Genomic DNA, 21,114 nt, shown 5'->3' on the forward strand with positions numbered 1-21,114 from the left:
TTCCGGTTATTGTTTTCCAAACCGGTGTTATGGCATTAACTTCCTTATGTCAACGAATTTCGAGCCCTCGCCCCGCCATGCTTACGCCGCCTGATCCCAATCGACGCGCATTCTTGGCCCCATGCATTTCATCAGATAGGCGCGCCGCATCGCGTGATAATCACGGTGCGCGCAATACCACAATTTCAACTCGTCCCCGATTCGGCGGTGCAGCGCCGCGCCCTCCGCCGCGCCGTACAGCCGTGCGACCGGGTCGCTCTCGGTCCTGATCGCCCGCGCCCACAGACGATAGGCCAGAATTTGCGCCCGCGCCCGTGTGCGATAGCGCTCGCACAATTCCGACATCAGCTTGACGTCCATGAACTGTACGTCCATGCGCGTAATCCGTGCCCGCCCGTTCATCAACGCCTGCGCCTCGACCCGCCCAAAGCGTGTTTCAAGGATCGACGCAATCGCCTGCGCCGCCCGCGTGTTGGTTTTTTCCATTGTCCCCCCCCTGTTTTGTGCCACAACCATAAAGAGTCTTTTTTGTAGCGACATTAGAATTATACATAAACTTATTAAGAATAAGTTAATTCCTATAATCTATGAAAGATTTTTGCGCTCTACCTTGTTTTGTTGGTTTATTAAATAAGTTTTTTCCTATTGACGAATCCGGCACCGCGAAATACTGCTAAATCATAAAGAGAAAAGCAGGAGAGAAAAATGCCCGCCTACGCCATCCGCTCGCACCGCGACCGCCATGTGATTTTCGCCGGAGAATACCCTGATCTGCGTCGCTGCGCGGAGGCCGCGGTGGATGCGGGTCGCGCCCTCACCTATGCCGATTTCGCGGGCGCAAACCTGGCGCATGTCACGCTCGACGGCGCCGACCTGCGCTACGCCCGGTTCGACGGGGCGGACCTGACAGGGGCAAATCTCTCCGAAGCCGACCTGACCGGCGCAAGCCTGCGCGGCACAGACGCCACCCTCGCCTGCCTGGCCGAAAGCCGCCTGATCGACATGGATTGCACGGATGCGACATTCACGGGCGCGCACATCACCGGCGCGGTGATGGAAGGCTGCCGCTTTTCCACCCCCTCTGCCCTCGCGCTGCCTTTCGACATGCTGCAATCCATGGGGACACAAACCTATGCCCACGACAACAACGGCACGGCCCTGCCCTTCGCCGCCTGCCCGATCGTCATTACCGGGCTGGGACCGCGCATCGTACGGCTGGACCGGCATATCCTGATCGGCAATGCGCTGCGCCCCGATACGCCCGCCGCGCGCCATATGCTCGACCAGTTTCTGGCCGGGGTCACAGCCTAGCCAAATCGCGCGAATTCCCCTATCGTCACGCCCAGAGTCTGGCCCCGTGGCGAAATTGGTAGACGCACGCGACTTAAAATCGCGAGTCCGAAAGGACGTGCCGGTTCAAGTCCGGCCGGGGCCACCAATGGTAAGACCAAAAATGCGAACGCCCGGCTTATCCGCCCTTTATTCCGGCATTGGCGGCAAAGGCTTCAACACCTCGTCCAGTAACGAAAGATGAGGATTGGCGCGCGCCTCGGGCATCACCGGCTGGGGCAATCCCACTTGTCGTGCCAATCCCTCATTATCACTTGCCGCCGCAGCTTGCGGATCTTCTGCCGCGCTAAACGCCTGGTGTGCATCTGGCGCGGGCTGCAAATCGGGTATCGGCGTGATATAGGCATTACCGCTCAACCAATGATTATCCAGTCCGCTGGCACGCATCACATCACCAACTTCGAACGCGCCGATTTCGGTATAGGTCAGGTCCTCATCCGTTTCCGCCAGTTCCGCCTGCACTTCTAAATTGTCGCGCACACCTTCGCGCACAAGTTCGTTGCGGCGCCTGACATCTTCGTCATGCCGTGCGCGGCGTTCTTTATCACCCTCTCGTGCGCGCCCTTCTTCATTCTCTTGAATCCTGCCTGCTTGCGCCTGCACGGAATCATAACCGCTGTCCTCATCGAATTCCGCGCGCAACACGTCACGCGATTCATGGCGTGCCTCGATCGCAGCGTCGATCCGGCGTGAAAGACCCCACGCCCTTTCGGCGATCAGGCCCAGCGCCGCGCCGCTGCCGTCATCGACGCCCAGATGGATGCGCGGCTCGAAGCCCAGCCCGCGCGCCTGAGCCGGGACAACGAAAAAAAAGCTGGTGCCCATAGCACCGCCTTCGCGCACGACCCCTTCCGGCAATTCGACCTCCGGCGTTTCACGCCGCGGCGAAACCGCCGCGCCTTCCGGCGCACGTTCTGGTGCGCGCGCTTCTGGCACATGCGGCGCCAATACGTGTGCTTCGGGTGCACGCACGGATACGCGGGATTCGGCCCGTTGCGATTCCGCCTGCGCCGCGCCGTCGGCAACGACGGGCTCGACCAAAGACGCCTCGGGCGGATGCGTTTCCACACGCCTCGCCTCTGGCGCTGCCTCGGAGGGCGCAACCTCCTGCAATCTTGAGAATTCTTCGCCCCGCGTTTCGGTCCCCGCCCCACCTTCAACCGGTGCGCGCGCGGGCAGTTCGGCAACCAACCCGGCTTCAGGCTCAAGTCTGGGCTCTGGACCGGACTCTGGCCCGGATAATGCGACATCTTCCACACGATGCAAATGATGCGGCGATTCCACGACCGCCACCGGCGCTTCCATTATTCGCGGCGCTTCGGTGTGTGGCAATTGCGGCTCTTCCTGCATTTCGGGACGCGGCTCCAACACCGCCATCGCGATCAGATCGCGCCGCACCTCGCGCACCCGGCCGGTCTTTTCGTGAATTTCGTGCACCTGTCCGCGCAGATCGGCCGCATCGTCCAGCGCCACATCCCGGCTTTCCGGCACCACAAACACATCCGCTCTGCCTGCGCGGGATTCCGGCGGCGGTATGGGCTTCGGCGTTTCGCCCCCGCGCTTCGCGGCCTCGGCAAGCACGGCACCGTGCAAATCCTCCTCGTGCCGCGCACCGGCCAACGCCTCGCGCCTGAGCGCAACCGCGCCCGCCAGCGCCGCGGCTGCGGTGTAATCCACCACGTCGTCGTCATCCTCGCGCGGCTCCGGCACCAGCGACGGCAGCGGTCCGTCATGGCTATCGTCATAAGTAAATACACCCCCCGTAGCACCTTCGTACCGCCGGGGATAAATAACATTGCCATCCTCGTCCCGTTCCAGAATACGCGGAACGTCCAGATTGCGGCGCATTTCACGTTGCTGCGTCATGATAAAAGGCCTCCTTTTCGGAAACATGCAAAAGGATATAGGGCATCACGCAGGCAAACCAACGCGCGAACCGCCAAAAAGTTCAATCAAAACCCTAACAAAACTCCGGTTCCGCGCCGCGCGCGCGCATCGCCGCCGCCACCGCGTCTATCGCACAGTCCACCGCGTCCAAATCCACCCCGCGCACCACGATGGTCACGGCAGGCCCCATGCCCGGCGCGAATTTCGGGTACGATCCGACGCTAACCCCGTGCGCGGCCTCGGCCGCGACCAGCGCCTCGGCCAGCGTGCTTTCCCCGATCGCCGCCGCGACCGAGCGCGAATGAATCACCGCCCCGCCTTCAAGCCGCGGCAGGACATGCTCCATCATCGCCTGCATGATGCGCGGCACGCCTGCCATGACATGCACGTTGCCGATGGCGAACCCCGGCGCGCCCGACACCGCGTTGTCGATCAGCCGCGCCCCCGCCGGGACCATCGCCATCTTGGCCCGCGCGGGCGTGATGTGCTCGGCTCCGCCATATTGTTTCGCCAACCGTGCCATCGCATCGGCATTTTGCTCAAGCGCGACGCCGAACGCGCGTGCCACCGCATCGGCCGTGCGGTCGTCATGCGTGGGCCCGATGCCGCCCGTCGTGAACACGTAATCGACCTGCGCGCGCAAAGTATTCAGGGACTCCACAATCACATCGACCACGTCCGGCACCGTCCGCGCCTCGACCACGGCGATCCCCTTTTGCCCCAACATCTGCGCGATCGTGCGTAAATTCGTATCCTGCGTCCGTCCGGACAGGATCTCGTCCCCGATCAACAATACGGCGGCGGTTTTGGGTGCTGTGCTCATGCCCGTAAAACTAGTGCGCCACCCGCCGCCCCGCAAGAAAACTTGCGCCCGTTCCGTACACTCGCTAAAAATATGAAAAACAAATTCAACCCCATCGCGTTTATGAACCCGACCGCACTTTCCTTTGCCGAAGCCCGCGACCGCACGCGCGACGGCACCCTGCGCCCCGCGCGGCTGGTGCGCGCCTTTCTGCGCGGTGCGGCGGCAGCGGGCGCATATGTTCCCGAAAGAACCGCGCCGCATCGCCTTGAAAAATTTACCCAAACCCTCAAGGACAGCGGCGTAAACCCCGTCGATATTCCGCCCGCCGTGCGCGATGTCATGGCCTATGCCGCAGCCCCGCATTATGATGGCGCGGCAAACCCGATGGCGCGATACGCAGCATACGATTCCTCCATCTTCTCGGCCAACCCGGTCAAGGTGGTGGGCGGGTCCGACGCGGCGGTGGCGGCGCGCATCCTCAACGGCTCGGCGATCAACAGCACGCAGGAACTTTCCACGATGTGCTATCGCGGCACGGTTAAAAAGACCGATGCGCCGGTCGTTTTATGCGTATTCATTTCCAACGCTTACCGCGTCGATTTCGACGAAATCGAAAAAAGAACCGGCATCCATATCGAACGTGACGAAAACGGAAACCCGGCACCTGCCGCAAGGGAAGGCGCGGCCAGCGTCCTGAACGCCGCGCACGGGTTTTTCAACCCCGCCGTTGTCGGCCGGTATTGCACCCGCGCGCAGGCCGACGCGTCCCTGCCGCCGTTGCGCGTCGTCATGCACGACATGCTGCTGAAAACCCGTACCCATACCGGCACGGTCGTCACCAACGCGGGTCATAACCAGTTCAACTGGGAAATCGACCCGCGCGAATTGCGCGGGGTATTTGAATTTCAGCTACGCAGCCCCGCGTTCAAGCTGCTGGATAACATCGGCATTAAACGCAACGATTGCTGGCAGGTCGATGCCTCCCCCATCTATCTTTTCGGCGGCAACCCGCCCCGCGTGCTGCAGGAACTGAAAAACGAAATCGAACGACGTCAAACCGCGTTGATCCGCGAACACACCGGCAATCGCTATCAGGGCGATCACTGGAAATCGAACATCTCCGACACATCGTCCAATCAGGCTGTATTGTCGATGGATCTGGCGCATCGCGCCAACGCGCTTTGGGAAAATGAAATCAGGCCGCATATCGCGCACCAGCTTCTTCAGGGCGTGACCACCATCGCCTTTGCCGACGGCGCATCGAATTTCTTTGTCCCGTTTGTCCGGGAACTGATCGAGGACATGAACCTTCATCACGATGTCACCGTGGTGTCGTATCCGCAGGAACTGCAAAAACACATCGAATCCCAAAACCTGAAAGAGGTTTATCTTCTTGCCACCGGCGACGGGCTTGAAATGGGCGCGCACAGCATCTTTGCCCCGCTTGCCGCCCGCACGCAGGTCCACACGCCCGCCGACGGCATGAAAACCATCCCGGCGCTGATCGACGACCCGAAGAAGCCGGGCCGGAAAATCCCCGACCCATCTGGCACGACCCAACAGGTGCCGGACAAAAACGACACGCGCGCCAAAAAAATCGCAAAAATCGAGGCGCTTTTGCGCGCGGTCAAGGATTCCGACGGCCTCCCCCTGCTCGAACACAAACCGCTGCTGGAAGCGGCGCTGGCTTGGATCCCGAACGGCGCAAGCGTGGTGCTGGGTGCGACCGAACTCGAACTCCTGCACCGCGACCCGCAATTGCAGACGGTTTTCGCGGCGCGGCAACTCGACGTCATCTCGCCGCTGATGGATCTGGTCGCCCCGGCGATCGCCTCCCGCGCCACCGCCATAACCCAACCCCCGGTCGGGCGCGGCCGCGATGCAACCATCCCCGACGCCCTACAAACCGGCGCACCGGACCACGAGGCACTGGCCCATCTGCGCTCCGGCCTTGCCGCCCGCGTCGAAAAAACCGGGATGCGCTTCACACCCGTTTTATAATCTAATCCGCCTTGGCTCGGCAGCGGCGCGGCATGGTTGCGCCGAAACGTCGTGCAGCGTAGACTGACGCCCGATGATGAAAGACACGCAAAGACGCTCTGCCGACGGCATCCCCCTGCACGGCCCCGATGCCTTCGCCGGGATGCGCGCGGCGGGCCGGCTGGCGGCCGAGGTGCTGGACTATATCACCCCCTTTGTCGTACCCGGCGCGGTGACCGGGGAACTCGACCGCCTGTGCCATGAATTCATCACCGCGCACGGCGCCATATCCGCGCCGCTCGGTTACAAGGGCTATCCCAAATCCACCTGCATCTCGATCAACGAGGTGGTCTGCCACGGCATTCCCGACGCGCGCGAGCTGAAGGCGGGCGACGCCCTGAACATCGACGTCACCGTCATCCTCGACGGCTGGTACGGCGACACCAGCCGCATGTACTGGGCGGGCGAACCCTCGATCAAGGCGCGCCGCCTGACCGACATCACCTACCGCGCGATGATGGCGGGGATCGAGGCCGTAAAACCCGGCGCGACGCTGGGCGACATCGGCCACGCCATCCAGACTTTGGCGGAAGGCGAACACTGTTCGGTCGTGCGCGATTTCTGCGGCCACGGCCTTGGCCGCGTGTTCCACGACACGCCTTCGGTGCTGCATTACGGCGAACCGGGCACCGGCGCGGTGCTGGAACCGGGCATGCTGTTCACGATCGAACCGATGATCAACCTTGGCGACTGGCGCACCAAAATCAAATCCGACGGATGGACCGCCGTGACCCGCGACCGCAGCCTTTCGGCCCAGTTTGAACACTCGCTCGGCGTCACCGAAACGGGGTACGAGATTTTCACACGCTCGCCCAAGGGGCTTGAATTCCCGCCCTATGCGACCTGATCCGGACAAAAGCGAACCGCCCCACCACGCCGGCCACCGCGCCCGCCTGCGCGCACGTTTTGTCGAGAACGGCGCCCGCGCGCTGGCCGATTACGAATTGCTGGAACTGCTGCTGTTCATGGCTATCCCGCGCCGCGACGTCAAACCGCTGGCCAAGGATCTGCTCAAACGCTTCGGCGGCATTGAAAACGTCTTCGCCGCCCCCACACCCGCGCTGTGCGAGGTGGAAGGGGTAAGCGAAAACGCCGCCATCGCAATCAAATCGGTCGAGGCCGCGGCCCAGCGCATGATGCAGGCGGGCGTGCTCGACCGCCCCGTGCTTTCAAGCTGGAAACGCCTGATCGATTACTGCCACGCCGCGATGAGCCGCGAAAGCGTCGAGCAGTTCCGGGTGCTCTACCTCAACCGTAAAAATGTCCTGATCGCGGACGAAATCCACCAGACCGGCACCGTCGACCAGTCGGCGGTCTTCCCGCGTGAAATCGCCAAACGCGCGCTGCACCACGGCGCCACCGCGCTGATTCTGGTCCACAACCACCCATCGGGCGACCCCACCCCGTCCGACGCCGACATCACCCTTACGCACGACATCGTACGTGCGCTCGGCCCTCTCGACATCACGGTTCACGACCATCTGATCGTCGCGCGCGGCGGCCACGCCAGCCTGAAAAAACTTGGCCTGCTATAGCTGAGCCTTGACATAAAAACAAAACCTGTTTTAACGTTGGATTTCTCTTTCAAATTTGCGAGGAAACGATGACGAACCCGAAAACTGCTGCCGAAAAAACGGACTGGCTTCAAAGAAAGTTCGGCGGGTGCGTCATAACATCAGAAATCGAAAAAGGTTGGTTTTCAAGCCGCATCGACGGCGTTTCCGTTGTTGGGCTCATGACTTACAACGCCGAGCAAACAAGCAGCACACGAGACGGCAGCATCGAGCATCTTTTCGATTTCATTGCCCACCACGGACGCCACGCACACATCGTCTTTGACCAGGGCCGCCAACGCGTTGTCGTAAACCCCGAAACGCTTGAACTTAAACCCTACGCAATGCCGGTCGCCGCGCCAGCCTGAAAAAACTTGGCCTGCTGTAATTCACCGCTTACGAACCCAAGTTCCGGCTTTCCTCCTTTGCGTCTTCGCGGTAAAAACCACTGACACACAAAGGAACCGCGCCGCATGATCCCCCGCTATACCCGTCCTGAAATGGCCAAAATCTGGGAACCGGAAAACCGCTTCGCGATCTGGCTGGATATCGAGATTTTCGCGGCCGAGGCGATGGAGAAACTCGGCATCATCCCCAAAGGCGTCGCCGTCGCCACCCGCAAAAAGGCGAAATTCGACGTCGCCCGCATCGACGAGATCGAGCGCGAGGTCAAACACGACGTCATCGCCTTTTTGACCAATATCGCCGAACATGTCGGGCCGCAGGCGCGCTTCATCCATCAGGGCATGACCAGTTCCGATGTGGTCGATACCTGCTTTTCCGTGCAATGCGTTCAGGCCACGGATATCCTGCTGGCCGATATCGACCGTGTACTGGCTGCGCTTAAAAAACGCGCGATCGAACATAAATACACGATTACCGTGGGCCGCAGCCACGGCATCCACGCCGAACCCACCACCTTCGGCCTCAAACTCGCAGGGCATTATGCTGCGTTTTCGCGCTGCCGTGCACGGCTTGAAACGGCAAGGCGCGAAGTCGCGGTGTGCATGATCTCCGGCCCTGTCGGCACGCATGCCAGCGCCGATCCCGCGATTCAGGCCCATGTCGCGAAAAAGATGGGCCTTGCGCCCGAAACCGTTTCGACGCAAATCATCCCGCGCGACCGCTACGCCGCATGGTTCGCGGCGCTTGGCGTGGTCGCAAGCTGCATGGAAAATCTTGCGACCGAAATCCGCCACCTGCAAAGGACCGAGGTGCGCGAGGCCGCGGAATACTTCTCCAAGGGCCAAAAGGGCTCCAGCGCCATGCCGCATAAAAAGAACCCGATCCTGACCGAAAACATCACCGGCCTTGCGCGGCTGGTGCGCGGCTATGCCGTGCCCGCCATGGAAAACGTGGCCCTTTGGCACGAACGCGACATCAGCCATTCTTCCGTCGAACGGGTCATCGGGCCGGACGCGACCATCGCGCTAGACTTCGCGCTCAATCGCCTTGCGGGCGTGGTCGAACAGCTCCTGGTTTTCCCCGACCGCATGAAAAAAAATCTGGATTCGATGGGCGGGCTGGTGTTTTCGCAACGCGTGCTGCTGGCCCTGACCCAGGCGGGTATCGCGCGCGAGGACGCCTACCGCATCGTCCAGAAAAACGCGATGAAGGTCTGGGATTCCGACGGCAAGAAATCCTTCGCCGCCCTGCTTAAGTCCGACAGGGACGTCGCCGCGAAACTTAAACCGAAACAGATCGACGCCATTTTCGACACCGGCTTTTACACCAAGCAGGTTGATAAAATTTTGAAGGCTGTGTTCCGATAATCCGGCCTGTATGGCATGCCCGCGGCGGCGATTGACCAAAATCAAGCCACACATGGATACCCCAGCGCTAGGCTGGCCATATATGCTATGACAGGCCTTTGAACGGTTAAGGAGTATCCAAATGGACGACCTGACCCATCACACCGCCTACCCGGTCCCGCCACAGGAAGACAGCAACAACCCGTTGGCACCGACCCCGTTGCGCGACCGCCGTGACGAACAGCAATTCGAGGACGAGGCGCAAAAAGCCGCGCGGGATTACCAGCGCGCGGCCCGCCAGCCAATCGAAAACCGGGCGGCGCCAGCGTCTGAAAATCTGGCTGAAAAACCCGGCAGTCAGTTAGGCGATCTTGACTATCACCTCGTCGGCTATCGTCCCCGGCCGGGAACGGAGGGACAGATGGTTGCCTTGCCGCCCTATGTCCGCAGCTATAAAGGCAGCGGCGAAAACACCTATGTCTTTATCGTGCCTGCCGGCTTGCGCCCGAAAAATTGGCCCGTCAGCAAACCGCTGGGCAGCGACCATGGTCACGGCCCGGCAGCCATCCGCGCCCATGCCTGGGCCATTTACGCCGACCTGCTGCATGCCATGCACATGGAACAACTGACCTTTGAACGCAAACTGCACCCCGGCACCATTGATGACGCGGCCGAACGCGTGCGCGAAAACTGGGACAAACGCGCAAAAGCACGCAACCGCATCCTAAGACACGCGCATGACATCCAACACCGCAATGAATTGCTGCGCGAAGTGCTGGAATGGTCCGCGCTCAACAACCATCCCCCCATGGCCGCGCTGACGCGCGAACACGCCTATGCCTTTCTGATGACGAACGGCGAAACGATGGACCGCCAGCGCGAGTTGCGCGCGATGCTTTCCGAAGTGTACAAGGCAGGAATTGCACACGGGTACGCCGACACCAATATCGCGTTGCGCCTGCAACTGCCGGCCACGTCGGGCCGTACCCTGCGTCAGGTATCCGATTTGCACCATCGTCTACACGTATTTGCAGCGGTGCCGCATATGGCGCCGGAATAAAAAGCGGATCAAACGCCGATCTGCGTTGCGGCCTCACGTAAAATCGTGGCGCTCCGCGCAAGATCCGTTTCCTCGTCTTTATCCAGACGGGGCGTAAGCACGCGCGCCACCCCGCCCGCGTTGATGATGACCGGCAGCGACAGGCTGACATTCTCTACCCCCGCCACGCATGTATGGCGCTGGGTGCAGGTCATCACCGCGTTTTCGTCCTCGATGATCGCCTTGGCGATCCGCGCCATACCCGCACCGATGCCATAATACGTCGCACCCTTGCCCTTGATGATGCGCGCGGCGGCATGGCGCACGCCGTCGTCGATGCGTTTACGCAAAGCGGCATTCAGTGCCGTGCCCGTTTCGGTGGCGAAATCGCCCAGACTCATTGTACCCACGCTTGCCCCGGACCAGTGCAGCACCTCGGAATCCCCGTGTTCGCCCAGCACATAGGCATGGACCGAATGGCTGGATACGCCGAATGCCTGCCCCAACAGCGCACGGAAACGGGCGGTGTCCAGCATCGTGCCCGACCCGATGACGCGGTTTGGTGACAGTCCGGCAACCTCGGCCATCTTCGTTGTGATATGGGTCATGATGTCGACCGGGTTTGTTGCGACCAGCAATGTGGCACCCGGAGCAGCCCCGATGATGCGTGGCACCATGTCGGCGAAGATGTCGGCATTGCGTTTAAGCAAGTCCAGACGCGTTTCTCCCGGTTTCTGGTTGACCCCGGCTGCGATCATCACGATGCCGCACCCGGCCAGATCGTCGTATCCGCCCGCGCGCACGGGCATCGACCGGGCGAAGGGCGTGGCGTGCAAAATATCCTCGGCCTGCGCGGCGGCAAGATCGGGGTTATGATCCACCAACGTCAGCCCCGTGCCCACCCCGCGCAACACACAGGCATTGGCGCACGCACTGCCCACGAAACCCGTTCCGACGACGCCGATTTTCATGTGATTCCCTCCGCTCGCGGACTGTTTACAAAAGGATGCTGGCAAATGCCTTGATTTGGGTTAACCTAGGCGCCTCAACATACGCCGGAGCATCTGACAGATGAAGACCTTTCTAACCCTTGCGCTTGGAGTTTTATTGATGACCACCGCCGCCGCGTCCGCTCAGGACACATCCACCACGGATAAATCCAACATCATCAACATGGAAACCACCCAAGGCCCCGTGGTGATCCAGCTCAAGTCGGATCTGGCGCCGAACCACGTCGCCCGCATCAAGGAACTGACGCAAAAAGGGTTTTATAACGGCATCGTCTTTCACCGCGTGATCGACGGTTTCATGGCCCAGACGGGCGACCCGACCGGCACCGGCATGGGCGGCTCCGACCTGCCCGACCTCAAGGCCGAATTTTCCAACGCCAATTTCGGGCGCGGCACCGTGGGCATGGCCCGTACATCCGACCCGGACTCCGCGAATTCGCAATTCTTCATCTGCTTCGAGGATTGCTCATTCCTCAACGGCCAATACACGATCTGGGGCCAGGTGATCGACGGTATGGACAATGTCGACAAACTCGCCCGTGGCGAGCCGCCGGCGAACCCCGACAAGATCGTGAAAATGGAACTGGCCAAGTAATTCTGGCCACATAAAACAACGGGAAAAGCGCCGCCCGGCGCTTTTTTCATTCCATCCGTATCTTGAATAAAGAGGTCTTGATGCACACGCAGCACTTCCCCCTTCATCCCCACGCCGCCGAACAGCATCCGATGCAAACGGCACAGGCAAACTGGTGGAAGGGCGCAGTAATCTATCAAGTCTATCCGCGTTCGTTTCAGGATTCGCGCGACGACGGCGTGGGCGACCTCAACGGCCTGATCCAGCGCCTGCCTTATATCGCCGCGCTCGGCGTTGACGCTATCTGGGTCAGCCCCTTCTTCAAATCGCCGATGCGCGATTTCGGCTACGACGTTCAGGACTACCGCGACGTCGACCCGCTTTTCGGCACGCTTTCCGATGCCGACCGCCTGATCGAGGAGGCACACCGCCTTAACCTCAAAATCATATTCGACATCGTACTTTCCCACACCTCCGACCTTCACCCATGGTTCGAGGAATCGCGCCGCCGTCAGAACGGCAAGGAGTCGTGGTACGTCTGGGCCGACCCGAAACCGGACGGCTCGCCGCCCACCAACTGGGTATCGCTGTTCGGCGGACCGGCATGGAATTTCGATCCGCTGCGCGGTCAGTATTACCTGCATAATTTCTTGAAAGAACAACCGGATTTGAACTTCCACAACCCCGACGTTCAGGATGCCGTTCTTGATATCGCGCGCTTCTGGCTCGATCGCGGCGTAGACGGTTTTCGCCTCGACGTCGTGAACTTTTATTTCCATGACGACGAACTGCGCGACAACCCGGCCCGCCCGCGCGACATGGGGTTCGCCCTGCAATACGAAAGCCCTGACCCCTATTCGATGCAGCGGCATTTGTACGATAAATCCCGGCCCGAAAACATCGCCTTCATCGAACGCCTGCGCGCGCTGACCGACTCTTACCCCGCGCGCGTGCTGATCGGTGAAATCGGCGACGATTATCAAACGCTGCGCATGGCCGAATACACCCACGGCGACAAGCGCCTGCACACCGCCTATTCCTTCGCGCTGCTTTCCGGCACCGACGTGCATCTGACGCCGCTTTACATCCGCAAGGCGGTGGAGGAGGAAATGGGCGCGGGCGGCGCGTCCTCGTGGCCGTGCTGGGCGTTTTCCAACCACGACACGCCGCGCGCCCCCTCGCGCTTCGGCCAGCGTTTCATCACCAACCCGGCATGGCCGCGCCTGCTGCTCGCGCTTGAGTTTTCGCTACGCGGTACGATCTGCCTGTATCAGGGCGAAGAACTCGGCCTGCCCGAAGCCAACGTCCCGCGCGAAAAACTTCAAGACCCGTGGGGCAAGCGCGTCTGGCCGGTCTGGCAGGGCCGCGACGGCGCGCGCACCCCGATGCCATGGTCCGACACGATGCCTCATGCCGGATTTTCAAGCGTGGAACCGTGGCTGCCGCTGGCCCCCGAACATCAGGGCCTGTCTGTGGCATCGCAGGAAGCAGCCGAGGATTCGACCCTGCACATGGCGCGCCGCCTGCTTGCCTTCCGTCGCGCGCGGCCCGCGCTGTTGCACGGCGCGATCAAATTCATAAGCCTGCCCGATCACCCGTCCGTGCTGGCCTTCACGCGCACGCAAGGCGCAGAATCGTTTTTGTGCGTTTTTAACCTTGCCGATGCACCGGTATCGCTGCGCCTTCCCGCGCGCCTGAGCGATGGAGAAAACCTGATCTCTCAGGCCGAACTTTCGGGCGCGGATATTGCGCTTTCCGCCTTCGGATTCGCGCTGTTGCCGGCCGCCGCCGCGTCCATGTCACCGGCAAAGGAAAACAGTTTTTGGACCAAAGCGTTAAGCGTTCTGGGGTCCCTCAAGGGGTTGTCGGTGCGCCACAGCAAAAACGCGCGTTCATGATCGACCAGAAGCATCGCCTCATCCCCGCGGGCTGAAGCGGATTCCATGAACGCACGTAAAGTACGCATCCGCGCGGGGTTAAGCCAGTTGGCCAGTTTATACGGATCGTCGGTGACCGCGACCGCCGGTTTCGGCCAATCCGGCGAAAGCGAGGTGAACACTTGCGGTAGGTCCAGCCATTTCAACGCATCCGGCAACGGCTTGCACGAAAACGCCGCATAGGTATCGGGCCGCGTGTTCAAAAAAACCTCGATATGAGAATAGATGCGTTGCGTACGTTCGCGATCGGTCTGCTCGATCTCGGCATATACGTTCAACCTGCGCCCGTGCAGCGTGCCGCTAAGCGCCACCGGCTCCAGCCATTTTTTCGGGGTGATGACGTCAAGCTTGTAGCGGCTGGCAAATTCGCGCCACGCCTTTTTCTGGGCCAGAAGGATGTTGACGGACCAGCCCTGAAAGCCAAGAACCGCCGCCGCGAACACCGCCCACAGGAAAACCCACACCCACGTCATCGCACCATTTTCGCAGATTTACCCGCGTCGGGCCAGCATTTCCCGCGCTATCGCGTGCCGATCCCGGCGGGCAGACCCAGATCCAGCGCCTCCAGCCGCCGAATTTCGTCGCGCAGCGCCGCCGCTTCCTCGAAATCGAGGTCTGACGCGGCCACACGCATCCGCGCTTCCAGCTTGCGGATATGCTTTTGCAGCGCTTCGGGCGACAGACCGCTTTCCTTCTCGCCCGCGCGGGTGACGGTCAGCCGGTCCCCGCGTTCGTAAACCGAATTGAGCACGTCCGAAATCTGCTTTTTGACGCTTTCCGGCGTAATCCCGTGCGCCGCGTTGTAAGCCGCCTGCTTTTCCCGCCGCCGCGCGGTTTCCTCCATCGCGGCCTGCATCGATTTGGTGAGTGTGTCGGCATACAGCACCGCCTTGCCATCGACGTTGCGCGCCGCCCGCCCGATGGTCTGGATCAGCGATGTGCGCGAACGCAGATACCCCTCCTTGTCCGCATCCAGAATGGCGACCAGCCCGCATTCCGGTATGTCCAGCCCCTCGCGCAAAAGATTGATGCCGATCAGGATGTCATAGGCGCCAAGCCGAAGGTCGCGGATAATCTCGATCCGTTCCAGCGTTTCGACGTCGGAATGCAGGTATCGCACCTTCATCCCTTGCTCGCTCAGGTACTCGCTCAAATCCTCGGCCATGCGCTTGGTCAGCGTGGTGACCAGCGCGCGCTGCCCGCGCGCGATGACCTGACGGCATTCCTCCATCAAATCGTCGACTTGATGTTTGGTCGGCCGCACTTCGACCGGCGGGTCGATCAACCCCGTGGGGCGCACCACCTGCTCGGTGAACGTGCCGCTGGTCTGCTCCAGCTCCCACGGGCCGGGCGTGGCCGAAACATAAACCGTCTGCGGGCGCAACGCGTTCCATTCCTCGAATTTCAGGGGCCGGTTGTCCATGCACGACGGCAGCCGAAAACCGTATTCCGCCAGCGTCGATTTGCGCGACCGGTCGCCCCCGTACATCCCGCCCAGTTGCGGAATCATGTTGTGGCTTTCGTCCAGAATCAAAAGCGCATCCTTCGGCAGGTATTCCAGCAGAGTCGGCGGAGGCTCACCCGGCGCGCGGCCCGTCAGGTAACGCGAATAGTTTTCGATGCCCTGACACATGCCGGTCGCGGCCAGCATCTCAAGGTCGTAAGTCGCACGCTGGTTGAGGCGTTGTTCTTCCAGCAATTTGTTCTGCGCGCGAAATTCCTCAAGCCGCGTCGTAAGTTCTGCCTTGATGCCTTTGATTGCCTGCTGCATCGTCGGCCCCGGCGTGATGTAGTGCGAATTCGCGTAAATCCGCACCCCGTCCATCCGCGCGCTGACCTCGCCGGTCAGCGGGTCGAATTCGGAAATCGCCTCGATCTCGTCGCCGAAAAACGAAAACCGCCATGCCTTGTCCTCGAAGTGCGCGGGAAAAAGCTCCAGCGTATCGCCGCGCACGCGAAACGCGCCGCGCGAAAAATCGATGTCGTTGCGCACGTATTGCAAGGCGATCAAGCGCCGGATCAGGCCCTCGCGCCCCTCGGCGTCGCCCTTGCCGACATCCATGACCATCGCCTGATAGTCTTCCTTGGACCCGATGCCGTATATGCACGACACCGACGCGACGATGATGACGTCGCGCCGCTCGAACAAGGCGCGCGTGGCCGAGTGGCGCATCCGGTCGATCTGTTCGTTGATCGTCGACTCTTTCTCGATATAGGTGTCGGTGCGCGGGACATACGCCTCCGGCTGGTAATAATCGTAATAGGACACGAAATATTCGACCGCGTTGTCGGGGAAGAACGATTTCATCTCGCTGTAAAGCTGCGCCGCCAGCGTCTTGTTCGGCGCCATGATCAAGGCCGGGCGCTGCGTATGCGCGATAACATGCGCCATGGTAAAGGTCTTGCCCGACCCGGTGACGCCCAAAAGCACCTGATCCTTTTCCCCGCGCGCCAACCCCGCCAGCAACTCGGCGATCGCCTGCGGCTGGTCGCCCGCCGGGGTATAATCGGACACCAGCCTGAACGGGCGGCTTTCGTCGCGGTATTCGGGGCGGCATTCGGGGCGCGCCTGCGGCGTTAAAACGGGTACATGCATAAAAGGAAACTTAACCGACAAACGGAAAAAAGAAAGCGCCAGCGCCTCAAACGGGGCGGCGTACCGCCGGACCGCAGCCATGCAACCGCACGCAGGCGACGCTGACACGCTGATGCCGCGCGATGCGGCGGCGCAATTCGGCCTCGTCCCGTCCGCAAAGCGCACCGATGCCGCGCACATTGGCGGACTGGGGCACCATCCGGCCGTTCACGACGTCCCAGACGACAGAAACCGATATGATTGGCGACTTTGCAGCCATGAAGAAACGGTAATCCTGCCTTACCGGTGCCGACAAGAAAAAAATTTGCGTGGAAACAGGGCTTAGTGTTATGTAATGTAAATGAAATCTAATGATAAGCTTGGGAATTTTCAAGCTTCCGCCCTCTCCTCTGGCGATGTGCTTCGTGTGCCTGCCCGATATTTGGGCGGCACGGGCGGCGACATGTACGCCTATCTGCTGCGCCCGGATTACGACCTGACGACCCCGGATGAACCGCTGGCGGGGCTTGTGCTGCTGCCCATTCTGCCGCGCGCGGATGCGAACGCCCTGCGCCCGAAACCGGATACGGTAACCCCGCCGCGCGACCCGCGAACCGGCCTGCCGGGCATGGCGCGAAAAGACTATGTGGTGGTGCTGCGCCCGCATGTCATGCCGGTCAAGGACGGTGATTTCATCCAGCGCGTCGGCGCCTTTTCGGCCGATGCCGATGCGGCGCTCGGCGCCCTGTTCGACGCCCGCAATCTCGAATCCCGGATCGAGGGGTTCATCCCCGGTCAGGGCAACGTCTGGGAACGCCTTGGTCCCGGTGCTTTCGTGCAGCAAAACCCGGACCGCGAAAAACCGCAACCCCGCACACGCCGTACCAAAAAACCGGGCACGAAACACACCCGCCGCCACGGCGCGCAGGGCGCGGCCGTGGGCAAGGTGATCGACCTGACGCTTGATGACGCGCACAGGCATTACGGCCTGCCGGACGACATCGCGCAGGCGCTGGGAAACCGCACGCTGCGCGCCGCCATCGAAATGCCCGGGCGCGATCTGGCCAAATTGATGCCCGCCGAACCGGAACTAACCGACGACATGCCGATCGGTGACGCCGAAAAACTGGGCCTGATCGAAAAGGGCGAAACCCCGTGGGATTACCTTCTGACCAAACCCGCGCGCGGCAGCAAGGCGAAAAAACTGACCACGCTGGGCCAGGCGTTCGCCATGGCCTCGGACAACCCAAGGGCGCTGGCCGATTACGGCGGCATGGGCGCGGGCGATACCCGCACATTCCGCCGCGACATCCTGCGCGCGAAAGACCGCTTTCAACAAGCAGCGGCGCGCAGCGGCGGCAAGGCGCAGGCCGAAACGCTAAAATCCGTCTGGAACCGTTTCGTCGGCGACTTCGCGGCGAATAAAGGCCCTGCGCGGAAAATCGTGATCTGGTCCACCCCAACGCCGAAAAAATAGTATAGTCGGGCTATGACCGCCGACCGGACCCCTGACCTGACTCCCGACCTAATTGTCGCCAGAAAAAACCCCGATTTGATCCACACGCTGCTGCATCGCCGTTCGGCTTCGGCCAAGGCGATGGGCGATCCGGGACCGACCCCCGCCGAAATCGAAACCATTCTGGCCTGCGCCGCGCGCACGCCAGACCACGGCAAACTGGCCCCGTGGTGGTTCGTGACTTTTACCGGCGAAACCCGCGCCGCGTTTGGCGAAGTGCTGGCCGCCGCATGGCTGCGCCGCAACCCCGATGCCACGCCCGAACGGCTGGACGACGAGCGCAAACGCCTGACCCGCGCGCCGCTGGTCGTCGCGATCATATCCGCGCCGCGCGAAAGCGGCGTACCGGTCTGGGAACAGGTGCTTTCCGCGGGCGCGGCGTGCCAGAACATGCTGCTGGCCGCAAACGCGCTGGGATACGGCGCGAACTGGCTGACACAATGGTACGCCTATGACGATACGGTGCGCGCGGCTCTGGAACTGCGTCCACACGAAAACATCGCGGGATTCGTCTATATCGGCACCCCGCTGGCCGACCCGATCGAACGCGACCGCCCCGACCCCGCCGGCCTGACCAACCATGATTTCCGCCATGCGCATAACCGCGGCGACGACCGCGCCAAACCGGGAATGGGGCTGGATTACAAAAACTTTGCGCACGCGCAAACTTAACATTATGTATTCCTCATGCCGCAAAACCTGGCTCTGCCACAAGACACCGCCAACACCGTGGAACAGACTTATTACATTCTGGATTGGACCCTGAGCGAGAAATTCATGGGTCTGGCCTATAGCAGCTCGGTTGGATTCCTCAGCGGCCTTGCCGTACGGGAAGTCGCGGGTTTGACGTTTAAATTCATCTCTCTGGTCATGTCCGTCCCGGAGTTCGGCGCCACGCTTCTGGGCGCAGCCGCTTTCGGTCAGGCCGCCTTTGCCGCCAGCGAACAATGGGCACGGCACGTCCCCGCGCAGCATTTACGCCTGCGGACTATGCGCGCCCCGCGCATCAACCTTTAAAGGCCGCGCGGAAATATTACGAATTACCTCTGTTTATTTATAAAGCGACAACTTGCCGGTCAGTGCTTTCAGCTTGTCGGTCGCCCCCCACAAGGCAAGCGCAACATAATTCAACTCATCCTCTTTCCTGGAGGCGGTCGCGTTCACCTGTTCTTCGGAACGCCCGATCGTCATGGTGTCGAGGAAATCGACACAGGCAATACCGGCGGCCTGCGCCTCGGCCCGAATACGCGATATCTGCGACGAATTCTTGGCCTTCAGCACGATCACCGGATAATGCGAAATGCTTGGATGTACGCCCTTGTCGGCATCGACATAGTCGATGAAGCAGAAATCTTCCGCCTTCGCCACGCCACCCACAAGCCCCGCCATCGCGTGACCCGCCGCATTGAGCACGCGGCCCATACTGTCTTCTTTCTCGTTCACGACGATCACGAAACGCTTGAGCATCTCGTTGACGTTTTTCCACTCGGACGATTGCGGTTCAAGGCTTATGGCTTTTTGCGGAACGCTGCGCGTCGCCATGTCGTATTTCGTGGGCGCATCGCCTTTCAAGGGCTTGAGCGTCGGAAAGCAAATGACGTCGCGGATATTGGGCGACCCGGTCAAAATCATGGTCAGACGATCCACACCAAGCCCCCAGCCGCCGCAAGGCGGCAGGCCGTATTCCAGCGCGGTGACAAAATCGGAATCCAGCATCTGTGCCTCCTCGTCCCCCGCCTCGCGCGCGCGCGCCTGCTCCTCGAACCGTGCGCGCTGGTCGGCGGGGTCGTTCAGCTCGGTGAACATGTTGGCGATTTCCCAGCCATTGATATACGACTCCGTCCGCTCGGTCAGGATCGGGTTGGAGCGGTGCGGCTTGGCCAGAGGTGAAACATCCAGCGGGAACTCGGTAACATGGATGGGCTGGATCAGGGTATCTTCGACCTTTTCCTCGAACACCGCGGCGACGACCTCGCCCCATTTCGCGCTCGGCTCCACATGCACACCCTGACTTTTCGCGACTGCGCGCGCCGCCGCCGCGTCAACGATGGTCAGAAAATCGACGCCCGTCGCCTCGGCCACCAGTGCGCACATCGATTTACGCGGCCATTTCGCGCCCACATCGATCACGTTGCCGTTGTAATCGAACACCGTCTTGCCAAAGACCTTTTGAGCCACATGGCGCACCAAACCCTCGGTCAGGTCCATCATGTCGCTAACGTCGGTATAGGTCTTGTACAACTCGACCGAGGTGAATTCCGGGTTGTGCTTGGGGCTGATCCCCTCGTTGCGGAAACAGCGGTTCATCTCGAACACGCAATCCGCAAGGCCACCGACGATCAGGCGTTTCAAATACAGTTCCGGCGCCACGCGCAGATAGAATTCGGTATCCAGCGTGTTGTGATGCGTGACGAACGGTTTGGCCGTGGCGCCTCCCAGAATGGGGTGCAGCATCGGGGTTTCGACTTCCAGCCCATCCCACTCTCCGGTCAGGTATTCGCGGATCGAGGCGGTGATCTGCGAACGCTCGCGCAGGGTTGTGCGACTTTCCTCATTCACGATCAGATCGACGTAACGCTGGCGATAGCGCTGTTCGATATCCGTCAGGCCGTGATATTTTTCCGGCAGCGGCAAAAGGCATTTGGTCAGCAATTCGACATGCCTCGCGCGCACCGAAAGCTCGCCGCGCGGCGTGCGCCGGATCGTGCCGGTGACGCCGATGACGTCGCCAAGGTCGAAATTGTCCAGACCCGCCAGTTCTTCGGCGCTCATGCTGTCCTTGTGACAGAACACCTGAATCTTGCCTGTGGCATCGGCCAGGTCGATGAACATGCCGTTGTTGCGCATCGCCATGATCCGGCCCGCGACCGCGACCCTGTCCTCGGTTTCCGTGCCGGATTCAAGGTCGGCGTATTTTACCTGCAATTCCCCGGCCCGCGCATCGCGCGCGAAACCATAGGCATAGCCGGTCCCGCCCTGCGCGCGCACGGCATCAAGCTTGGCCTTGCGCGCGGCATGCGGGTCGGTCAAATCTTGGGACGCTTGATTTTCTGCGGGTTTGCTCATGGTTGCCATCC

19 protein-coding genes and 1 tRNA gene are annotated in these 21,114 nt (G+C 61.2%); 13 read left to right on the plus strand and 7 right to left on the minus strand.

All coding sequences use genetic code 11. The annotated features are described in order from the left end of the window. Positions 1-81: 81 nt before the first annotated feature. Positions 82-486 (minus strand): hypothetical protein, encoded by a 405-nt coding sequence (locus tag H6866_01875; protein USO07993.1) that lies wholly within the window; start codon positions 484-486, stop codon positions 82-84. 219 nt (positions 487-705) lie between these two features. Here H6866_01875 and H6866_01880 point away from each other — a divergent pair, with 219 nt between their 5' ends. Then, positions 706-1,311 carry a pentapeptide repeat-containing protein gene (locus H6866_01880; protein USO07994.1) on the plus strand — a complete coding sequence of 202 codons (606 nt, stop codon included), beginning with the start codon at positions 706-708 and terminating at the stop codon, positions 1,309-1,311. A gap of 40 nt (positions 1,312-1,351) precedes the next feature. Beyond that, positions 1,352-1,438: transfer RNA gene (locus H6866_01885), tRNA-Leu, on the plus strand. 41 nt (positions 1,439-1,479) lie between these two features. Here the strand turns inward: H6866_01885 and H6866_01890 are convergent. Further along, positions 1,480-3,216, minus strand: a complete 1,737-nt coding sequence (locus tag H6866_01890; GenBank protein ID USO07995.1) for a hypothetical protein — start codon at positions 3,214-3,216, stop codon at positions 1,480-1,482. 94 nt (positions 3,217-3,310) lie between these two features. Further along, complete coding sequence (locus tag H6866_01895) at positions 3,311-4,060, minus strand: competence/damage-inducible protein A (GenBank protein ID USO07996.1); 750 nt, start codon at positions 4,058-4,060, stop codon at positions 3,311-3,313. A gap of 72 nt (positions 4,061-4,132) precedes the next feature. On the opposite strand from H6866_01895, the gene H6866_01900 reads away from it, so the two are divergent. The 6 genes from H6866_01900 (at position 4,133) to H6866_01925 (ending at position 10,446) form a co-directional block, all read left to right on the plus strand. Further along, positions 4,133-6,043, plus strand: coding sequence for a hypothetical protein (locus tag H6866_01900; GenBank protein ID USO07997.1), 1,911 nt, complete (start codon positions 4,133-4,135; stop codon positions 6,041-6,043). 76 nt (positions 6,044-6,119) lie between these two features. Beyond that, on the plus strand, positions 6,120-6,929 hold the full coding sequence (gene map, locus H6866_01905; GenBank protein ID USO08553.1) for a type I methionyl aminopeptidase: 810 nt from the start codon (positions 6,120-6,122) through the stop codon (positions 6,927-6,929). Beyond that, the gene (gene radC / locus H6866_01910; GenBank protein USO07998.1) at positions 6,919-7,617 is read left to right on the plus strand and encodes a DNA repair protein RadC; all 699 of its coding nucleotides are present in this window, start codon (positions 6,919-6,921) and stop codon (positions 7,615-7,617) included. Before map ends, radC begins: the two co-directional genes overlap by 11 nt. Before the next feature lie 68 nt (positions 7,618-7,685). Beyond that, the gene (locus H6866_01915) at positions 7,686-8,003 is read left to right on the plus strand and encodes a hypothetical protein (GenBank protein USO07999.1); all 318 of its coding nucleotides are present in this window, start codon (positions 7,686-7,688) and stop codon (positions 8,001-8,003) included. Positions 8,004-8,108: 105 nt separating this feature from the next. After that, the gene (locus tag H6866_01920) at positions 8,109-9,407 is read left to right on the plus strand and encodes an adenylosuccinate lyase (protein ID USO08000.1); all 1,299 of its coding nucleotides are present in this window, start codon (positions 8,109-8,111) and stop codon (positions 9,405-9,407) included. A 121-nt stretch (positions 9,408-9,528) separates the two neighbouring features. Then, entirely contained in the window at positions 9,529-10,446 is a 918-nt protein-coding gene (locus tag H6866_01925; protein USO08001.1) for a hypothetical protein, read from the plus strand. An 8-nt stretch (positions 10,447-10,454) separates the two neighbouring features. Here H6866_01925 and H6866_01930 read toward each other — a convergent pair whose 3' ends face one another. Then, positions 10,455-11,396: an L-lactate dehydrogenase gene (locus H6866_01930; GenBank protein ID USO08002.1), complete on the minus strand. Its 942-nt coding sequence runs from the start codon at positions 11,394-11,396 to the stop codon at positions 10,455-10,457. 100 nt (positions 11,397-11,496) lie between these two features. Here H6866_01930 and H6866_01935 point away from each other — a divergent pair, with 100 nt between their 5' ends. Continuing rightward, a complete protein-coding gene (locus H6866_01935) occupies positions 11,497-12,030 on the plus strand; it encodes a peptidylprolyl isomerase (protein USO08003.1) in 534 nt (177 codons plus the stop codon). A gap of 131 nt (positions 12,031-12,161) precedes the next feature. After that, positions 12,162-13,907 (plus strand): alpha-glucosidase, encoded by a 1,746-nt coding sequence (locus tag H6866_01940; protein ID USO08554.1) that lies wholly within the window; start codon positions 12,162-12,164, stop codon positions 13,905-13,907. 559 nt (positions 13,908-14,466) lie between these two features. Here the strand turns inward: H6866_01940 and uvrB are convergent. Together uvrB and H6866_01950 are read right to left on the minus strand one after the other, a co-directional pair. Beyond that, positions 14,467-16,542: an excinuclease ABC subunit UvrB gene (gene uvrB, locus H6866_01945; protein USO08004.1), complete on the minus strand. Its 2,076-nt coding sequence runs from the start codon at positions 16,540-16,542 to the stop codon at positions 14,467-14,469. Positions 16,543-16,588: 46 nt separating this feature from the next. Continuing rightward, positions 16,589-16,801, minus strand: a complete 213-nt coding sequence (locus tag H6866_01950; GenBank protein ID USO08005.1) for a hypothetical protein — start codon at positions 16,799-16,801, stop codon at positions 16,589-16,591. Between the two features lie 81 nt (positions 16,802-16,882). Between H6866_01950 and H6866_01955 the strand changes: the two genes are divergently transcribed. The 3 genes from H6866_01955 to H6866_01965 are packed head-to-tail and all read left to right on the plus strand — an operon-like array spanning position 16,883 to position 19,054. After that, entirely contained in the window at positions 16,883-17,998 is a 1,116-nt protein-coding gene (locus H6866_01955; GenBank protein ID USO08006.1) for a hypothetical protein, read from the plus strand. A 12-nt stretch (positions 17,999-18,010) separates the two neighbouring features. Continuing rightward, complete coding sequence (locus H6866_01960; protein USO08007.1) at positions 18,011-18,709, plus strand: nitroreductase; 699 nt, start codon at positions 18,011-18,013, stop codon at positions 18,707-18,709. 15 nt (positions 18,710-18,724) lie between these two features. Then, complete coding sequence (locus H6866_01965) at positions 18,725-19,054, plus strand: hypothetical protein (protein USO08008.1); 330 nt, start codon at positions 18,725-18,727, stop codon at positions 19,052-19,054. Between the two features lie 33 nt (positions 19,055-19,087). On the opposite strand, the gene lysS is transcribed toward H6866_01965, so the two are convergent. After that, positions 19,088-21,112 carry a lysine--tRNA ligase gene (gene lysS / locus H6866_01970; GenBank protein USO08009.1) on the minus strand — a complete coding sequence of 675 codons (2,025 nt, stop codon included), beginning with the start codon at positions 21,110-21,112 and terminating at the stop codon, positions 19,088-19,090. Positions 21,113-21,114 lie beyond the last annotated feature (2 nt).

The organism is Rhodospirillales bacterium (genome assembly GCA_023898805.1).
GTDB lineage: Bacteria > Pseudomonadota > Alphaproteobacteria > Micavibrionales > UBA1664 > UBA6145.